The organism is Duganella callida, from assembly GCF_004614165.1.
Lineage (GTDB): Bacteria > Pseudomonadota > Gammaproteobacteria > Burkholderiales > Burkholderiaceae_D > Rugamonas > Rugamonas callida.
On record NZ_SPVG01000056.1, the window covers coordinates 22,454 to 28,922 of the forward strand.

The window sequence follows — 6,469 nt, forward strand, 5'->3', positions numbered from 1 at the left end:
TCTGCTTAGGTACGCTTCATCACCAGCGTCAGGATGTCGTAGCTGGCCACCAGTTCGTCGCGCTGGTTGGTGATCTGTACGTCCCATGCGACGACGCCCTGGCCAACGCCCTTGTCGTCGGTGCGGTTGCGATCCACCTTGCGCTTGCAGGTCAGGCGCGCGCGGATGGTGTCGCCGATCGCCACCGGGGTGATGAAGCGCAGGTTGTCCAGCCCGTAGTTGGCCAACACCGGTCCCGGCGCCGGCGACACGAACAGCCCCGCCGCCGCCGATAGCACGAAGTAGCCGTGCGCGATGCGCTGGCCGAACTGGGTATCCCTTGCCGCCACCTCGTCGAAGTGCATGTAGAAGTAGTCGCCCGACACGCCGCCGAAGTTGACGATGTCCGCCTCGCTGACGGTGCGGCGGTGGGTCAGCAGCGAGTCGCCGATTTTCAGGTCCTCGAAGTATTTGCGGAACGGGTGGACGTCGCCCTCCTGCACCGCCGCGCCACGCACGTATTCGCCGGTGACGGCGGCCAGCATGGTCGGCGATCCCTGCACCGCCGCGCGTTGCAGGAAGTGGCGCACGGCGCGGATGCCGCCCAGTTCTTCGCCGCCGCCGGCGCGCCCCGGACCGCCGTGCTTCAGCTGCGGCAGCGGCGAACCGTGGCCGGTCGAATCCACCGACGCTTCCTTGTCCAGCACCAGCACGCGGCCGTGCGAGGCGGCGGCCACCGGCACCGCATAGGCGGCAATCGCCGGCTCCCTGGTCACCAGCGTCGATACCAGCGAGCCTTTGCCGCGCGCGGCCAGCGCCAGCGCTTCGTCGATGCCGTTGTAGCTGATCATGGTGCTGACCGGGCCGAAGGCTTCGATGTCGTGCACGGCGTCGTTGCGCATGCCGTCGCGGCACAGCAGCAGCGTCGGTGCGAAGAAGGCGCCTTCTGACACGCCCTCGCCCACTGGCTGGAAGCCGTCGCGCGCGCTGTACAGCACTTCGTTGCCGCGCGCGAGCTGCTCGACGCGTTCGGCCACGTCACGCTGCTGGTCGCGCGACGCCAGCGCGCCCATGCGCACGCCTTCCACCGATGGATCGCCGACGCTGACTTTCGCCAGCCGCTCGCGCAGGCGCGTGCCGACCGCATCGACCATGTTTTCGGGGACGATGATGCGGCGGATGGCGGTGCACTTCTGTCCCGCTTTGGCCGTCATTTCGCGCGCCACTTCCTTGACGAACAGGTCGAACTCCGCATCGTCCGGCGTGACGTCCGGCGCCAGGATGGCGCAGTTGAGCGAATCGGCCTCCGAGGTGAACGGCACCGAGTTGGCGATCAGATGACGGTTGGCGCGCAGCTTTGCCGCGGTATCGGCCGAGCCGGTGAAGGTGACGGCGTCATGGCCGCCCAGCCGGTCGAGCAGGTCGCCGGTGCTGCCGATCACCAGCTGCAGCGCGCCTTCCGGCAGCAACCCGGATTCATTGATGATGCGCACCAGCGCTTCGGTCAGGTAGCTGGTGGCGGTGGCCGGCTTGCCGATGCAGGGCATCGCCGCCAGGAAGCACGGCGCAAACTTCTCCAGCAGTCCCCAGATCGGGAAGTTGAAGGCGTTGATGTGCACCGCCACGCCGCCGCGCGGCACCAGGATGTGGGTACCGGCAAAGCCGCCGTTCTTCCCCAGCGCCATGGCCGGACCTTCGTGCAGCACGTTGGACGAAGGCAGTTCGCGGCTGCCCATGCTGGCGTAAGCGAACAGCGTGCCGGCGCCGCCTTCGATGTCGATCCAGCTGTCGGCGCGGGTCGCGCCGGTCTGGTGCGAGATGGCGTACAGCTCTTCCTTGCGGCCCATCAGATACTGTGCCAGCGCCTTCAGGCGCGCGGCGCGCTGCTGGAAGGTCAGCCGCATCAGCGCCGGCACGCCGGTCTTGCGGGCATAGCTCAGCGCTTCGTCGAAGTCGATCGCTTCGGCGTGGGTGTAATAGATCAGGGCGTTGTTCAAGGCGCTGTGCAGCGGCGCGGCGGCTTCCTTGCCGATCCAGCGGCCGGCGATCCAGCTTTGCAGGGTGGTGCTCATCGATGTCTCCTCATGCGGATGCGTTTTTGTGCAGATGTAGCGGCAGCGCGCTGTCCCAGTGGATACGCTGGCGGTCTGGCTCGGGTTCGGTCAGGGCCTCGGTCTCGCGCATGGTCTGCATCGAGCGCACGGCCAGTTCCTGGTATTGCGCGGTGCCGCCGGATTTCCAGGCGATTTCGTCGTCGCGCAGCACGCGCGCGACCTTGGCGGGCGAGCCCATGGCCAGGCTGCGCGGCGGGATCTCCATGCCGGCGCGGACGAAGCTCATGGCGGCGACGATGCTGTCCGCGCCCACCACGGCGTTGTCCATGACGACGCTGTTCATGCCGACCAGCGCGTTGCGGCCGATGCGGCAGCCGTGCAGCACGGCGCCGTGGCCGATGTGGCCATCCTGTTCGACCACGGTGTCGCAACCTGGGAAGCCGTGCATGACGCAGGTGTCCTGCAGGTTGGCGCCCTCCTCCAGCACCAGCCGGCCGAAGTCGCCGCGCAGCGCGGCCAGCGGGCCGATGTAGCAGCGCGGGCCGACGATAACGTCGCCGATCAGCACCGCGCTCGGATGCACGTAGGCGGTCGGGTGGACCACCGGGGTGACGCCGTTGATTTCGTAGACCTTGACCATGCGCCGCTCCTTATACGCGTTCGATCACCAGCGCGATGCCCTGGCCGACGCCGATGCACATGGTGCACAGCGCGTAGCGGCCGCCGGTACGCTCCAGCTGATGCAGCGCCGCCAGCACCAGCCTTGCGCCCGAGGCGCCCAGCGGATGGCCGATGGCGATGGCGCCGCCGTTCGGGTTGACCTGTGGCGCATCGTCGGCCAGACCGAGATCGCGCGTCACCGCCAGGCCCTGCGCGGCAAACGCTTCGTTCAATTCGATCACGTCGATGTCGTCGATGCTCAGGCCCAGCTGCGCCAGCAGCTTTTTCGAGGCCGGCGAAGGACCGAAGCCCATGATGCGCGGCGCCAGGCCGGCGGTGGCCATGCCCAGCACGCGGGCGCGCTTGCGCATGCCGTACTGCTCGGCCGCGCCGGCGGAGGCCAGCAGCACCGCGCAGGCGCCGTCATTCACGCCGGAGGCGTTGCCGGCGGTGACCGTGCCGTCCGGCCGCACCACGCCTTTCAGCCTGGCCAGCATCTCCATGCTGGTGTCGGGGCGCGGATGCTCGTCAGTGTCGACGATCGTGGGACCGCCCTTCTTGGCCGGCAGCGTGACCGGCACGATCTCGTCGCGGAATACGCCGGCCGCGTGGGCGGCGGCCCAGCGCTGCTGGCTGCGCAGCGCGAACGCGTCCTGGTCGGCGCGGCTGACGCCGAATTCCTCGGCCACGTTTTCGGCCGTCTCCGGCATCGAGTCGATGCCGTACCGCGCCTTCATCAGCGGGTTGACGAAGCGCCAGCCGATGGTGGTGTCTTCGATTTTGGCGGCGCGCGAGAACGCGCTGTCGGCCTTGCCCATGACGAAAGGCGCGCGGCTCATGCTCTCCACGCCGCCGGCGATCACCAGTTGCGCCTCGCCCGACTTGATCGCGCGCGCGGCGCTGCCCACCGCGTCCAGCGACGAGCCGCACAGACGATTGATGGTGCTGGCCGGGACATCGACCGGCAATCCGGCCAGCAGCGCCGCCATGCGCGCGACGTTGCGGTTGTCCTCGCCAGCCTGGTTGGCGCAGCCGTAGTAGACGTCGTCGACACGCGCCCAGTCCACGCCGGGATTGCGCGCCATCAGCGCGGCGATCGGCAGCGCGGCCAGGTCGTCGGCGCGCATGCCGGACAGGGCGCCGCCGTAGCGGCCGAAAGGGGTGCGGATGGCGTCGCAGATATATGCCTGGTTCACGGAGTCTCCTTAATGTTTGGGTCGGCGGTCGATCACGCGGCGCGCCTTGCCGGTCAGCGTACGCTCGATGCCGTCCGGCGGCAGCAGGCGCACCCTGGTGCTGACGCCGACGTTGGTCTTGATGCGGTGCTGCAGTTCGCCGGCCAGCGCTTCGTTCTCGCTGATGCTCAGGTCCGCGCCGGGACGCAGCTCGGCCAGCACCTCCATCTGGTCGAGGTGGCCGTCGCGCGTGATCACCAGTTGGTATTGCGGCGCCAGTTTCGGCATCCTGCAGATGATTTCCTCGATCTGGGTCGGGAACACGTTGACGCCGCGGATGATCAGCATATCGTCCGAGCGGCCGGTGATCTTGCCGATGCGGCGCATGCTGCGCGAGGTCGGCGGCAGCAGCCGCGTGAGGTCGCGCGTGCGGTAGCGGATGATGGGCAGCGCCTCCTTGCTGAGCGAGGTGAACACCAGTTCGCCCTCCTCGCCGTCCGGCAGCACCTCGCCGGTTTCGGGGTCGATGATTTCGGGGTAAAAGTGATCCTCCCAGATCACCGGGCCGTCCTTGCTCTCGATGCATTCGCTGGCGACGCCGGGTCCCATCACTTCCGACAGGCCGTAGATATCGACCGCGTCGATGCCGGCGCGCTGCTCGATCTCGGCGCGCATGGCGTCGGTCCACGGCTCCGCGCCGAAGATGCCGACCTTGAGCGAACTGGCGGCGGGGTCGAGCCCCTGGCGCTGGAATTCCTCGATGATGTTCAGCATATAGGACGGCGTCACCATGATGATGGACGGCTGGAAGTCCTGGATCAGCTGCACCTGCTTTTCGGTCTGGCCGCCGGACATCGGCACCACCGTGCAGCCGAGGCGCTCGGCCCCATAGTGCGCACCGAGACCGCCGGTGAACAGCCCGTAACCATAGGAGATGTGCACCATGTCGCCGCGGCGTCCGCCGGCCGCGCGGATGGAGCGCGCCACCACGTTGGCCCAGGTGTCGATGTCGTTCTGCGTGTAGCCGACCACGGTCGGCTTGCCGGTGGTGCCGCTGGACGCGTGCACGCGCACCACGCGCTCGCGCGGCACGGCGAACAGGCCGAAGGGATAATTGTCGCGCAGCTCCTTCTTGGTGGTGAACGGGAAGCGCGCCAGGTCGGCCAGGTTGCGCAGGTCGTCCGGATGCACGCCGGCCTGGTCGAACGCCGCGCGGTAGTGCGGCACATTGTCATAAGCATGGCGCAGCGTCCACTGCATGCGCTGCAGCTGCACGGCCTGCAGCTCATCGCGGCTGGCGCGCTCGATCGGCTCCAGCTCGGCCGCCCCGGGTATACGTTGAACCATCGTTGCTCTCCTCGTAACCATCCGGGGTCAGTTCTGCCATTGGTACATGGGCTCGTGTGCGATTGGCAGAACTGACCCCGGATTTAAATGACTTCGCCGCTGATGCGGTGCGATTTGCCGCGGAACAGGGCGATGGTGCGGCCGTCCTGGGCGCGGACGGTGATGTCGTAGATGCCGGTTTTGCCGGCCAGGCTCTGTTCGACCGCGATGGCGGTCAATATGTCGCCCAGGCGCCCAGGCGACAGGTAGTCGATGCTGCAGCCGGCGCCCACGGTGACCTGGTTGCGGCTGTTGCAGGCGAAGGCGAAGGCGCTGTCGGCCAGCGCGAAGATGAAGCCGCCGTGGCAGGTCTGGTGGCCGTTCAGCATGTCGGCGCGCACCGTCATCGACATGTGGGCGTGCCCCGGGCCGATGGCGGCGAGCGTCATGCCCAGGCTCTGCGAGGCGGGGTCGCGCGCGTACATGGCGGCGCCGACGGCTTCGGCCAGGGCTTGCGCTGACGCACGCTCGGCGGCGGTGTCGACCGGCTTATTCATGGAAGCGCCCTCCACTCGCGAGCTTGCGGCGCAGCAGCGGCGCGACGCGATAACGGTCTTCGCCATAGCTGGCGGCCAGGTGGTGCAGCACGCGCACGATCTGGGCGATGCCGACGGCGTCGGCCCAGGCCAGCGGGCCGCGCGGGTAGTTGACGCCTTTCTGCATGGCGGTGTCGGCGCCGGCGGCGCTGCATACGCCCTGGTTGACGGCGTCCGCCGCTTCGTTGGCCAGCATGGCGACGGTGCGCATCACGGCCAGGCCGGGCACGTCGTCCAGGCGGGTGACGCTGAAGCCGGCCGCCTGCAGCATGCCGACCACGGCGCGGTAGGCGCTGTCCGCACACTGGTCGGCGCGGGCGATGGCGATGCGTTTGGCGCCGGCGTAGTCCAGTGCCAGGTCGAACACGATGGTGTCGGGGTGTTTGTTGTCGGCGGCGCGCTGGGTGGCGCTACGGCCGTCGGTCAGGTAGACGGCGGCGCCGGCGCAGTGGAAGGCGGGCGCGTCGTCATGGCCGGCGACGTGGTGGCGGGTTTCCGGTGTTTTGCGATGCTCGATGCCGATGCCGGCGGCGCTTAAGCGCGCGGCCAGCGCTTCGGTGACGCTGGCGCCGGCGGCGTGCAGGCCGGCGCCGGGCACGCCCGCTTCGGTGGTGTAGCCGACATACTCGGGACGCGGCTGCGGCGGTTCGGTGCCGCTCCAGCGCTCGGCCGCAACGGC

General features: G+C 68.7%; 6 protein-coding genes. All 6 read right to left on the bottom strand.

What is annotated here, in order from left to right; genetic code table 11:
• Positions 1-5: 5 nt before the first annotated feature.
• A complete protein-coding gene (gene paaZ / locus E4L98_RS05845; RefSeq protein ID WP_135200629.1) occupies positions 6-2,051 on the bottom strand; it encodes a phenylacetic acid degradation bifunctional protein PaaZ in 2,046 nt (681 codons plus the stop codon).
• A 10-nt stretch (positions 2,052-2,061) separates the two neighbouring features.
• A complete protein-coding gene (gene paaY / locus E4L98_RS05850; RefSeq protein ID WP_135200630.1) occupies positions 2,062-2,673 on the bottom strand; it encodes a phenylacetic acid degradation protein PaaY in 612 nt (203 codons plus the stop codon).
• A gap of 10 nt (positions 2,674-2,683) precedes the next feature.
• Positions 2,684-3,889, bottom strand: a complete 1,206-nt coding sequence (pcaF, locus tag E4L98_RS05855) for a 3-oxoadipyl-CoA thiolase (protein ID WP_135200631.1) — start codon at positions 3,887-3,889, stop codon at positions 2,684-2,686.
• 9 nt (positions 3,890-3,898) lie between these two features.
• Complete coding sequence (gene paaK / locus E4L98_RS05860) at positions 3,899-5,215, bottom strand: phenylacetate--CoA ligase PaaK (RefSeq protein WP_135200632.1); 1,317 nt, start codon at positions 5,213-5,215, stop codon at positions 3,899-3,901.
• A gap of 83 nt (positions 5,216-5,298) precedes the next feature.
• The gene (gene paaI, locus E4L98_RS05865) at positions 5,299-5,751 is read right to left on the bottom strand and encodes a hydroxyphenylacetyl-CoA thioesterase PaaI (RefSeq protein WP_135200633.1); all 453 of its coding nucleotides are present in this window, start codon (positions 5,749-5,751) and stop codon (positions 5,299-5,301) included.
• On the bottom strand, positions 5,744-6,469 hold a 726-nt coding region (locus E4L98_RS05870; RefSeq protein WP_229257271.1), incomplete at its 5' end, for a 3-hydroxyacyl-CoA dehydrogenase family protein. The genes paaI and E4L98_RS05870, both read right to left, overlap by 8 nt.

What these genes read in the sequence shown, in the direction of transcription:
- paaZ (WP_135200629.1), bottom strand. Translation starts at nt 2,051, where the DNA reads ATGAGCACCACCCTGCAAAGCTGGATCGCCGGCCGCTGGATCGGCAAG.
- paaY (WP_135200630.1), bottom strand. Translation starts at nt 2,673, where the DNA reads ATGGTCAAGGTCTACGAAATCAACGGCGTCACCCCGGTGGTCCACCCG.
- paaK (WP_135200632.1), bottom strand. Translation starts at nt 5,215, where the DNA reads ATGGTTCAACGTATACCCGGGGCGGCCGAGCTGGAGCCGATCGAGCGC.
- paaI (WP_135200633.1), bottom strand. Translation starts at nt 5,751, where the DNA reads ATGAATAAGCCGGTCGACACCGCCGCCGAGCGTGCGTCAGCGCAAGCC.